Source organism: Salmonella sp. SAL4457 (assembly GCF_046548235.1).
Lineage (GTDB): Bacteria > Pseudomonadota > Gammaproteobacteria > Enterobacterales > Enterobacteriaceae > Salmonella > Salmonella enterica.
The window spans coordinates 1-252 of record NZ_JBGDZO010000954.1; the positions used below are offsets into that span (position 1 = coordinate 1).

1 protein-coding gene is annotated in these 252 nt (G+C 68.7%); it reads left to right on the forward strand.

Annotated elements, in window-relative coordinates; translation table 11 throughout:
- A partial coding sequence (locus ACLJNW_RS27015; protein WP_410961627.1) for a hypothetical protein occupies nt 1-252 on the forward strand: 252 nt, incomplete at both ends.

Genomic DNA, 252 nt, shown 5'->3' on the forward strand with positions numbered 1-252 from the left:
GTCCTCGATCCACGGGGTGCGCCAAATGAGGGCAAGACCCTGCTCGCGGCAGCCAAGACTGGTCACCTCGGGCCGACGGTGTTCCGCTCGACCGACATGGGCAAGACCTGGAAGGAGGCGGCCAAGCCTCCGGCCTTCGACAAGGCGGCCGACGGCTCGGGACGCGTCGTCGATCACACCTTCTGGCTCACCCCGGGCCACCCGAGTGAACCCGGCGTCTGGTATGCAGGCACCTCGCCGCAGGGCCTGTTC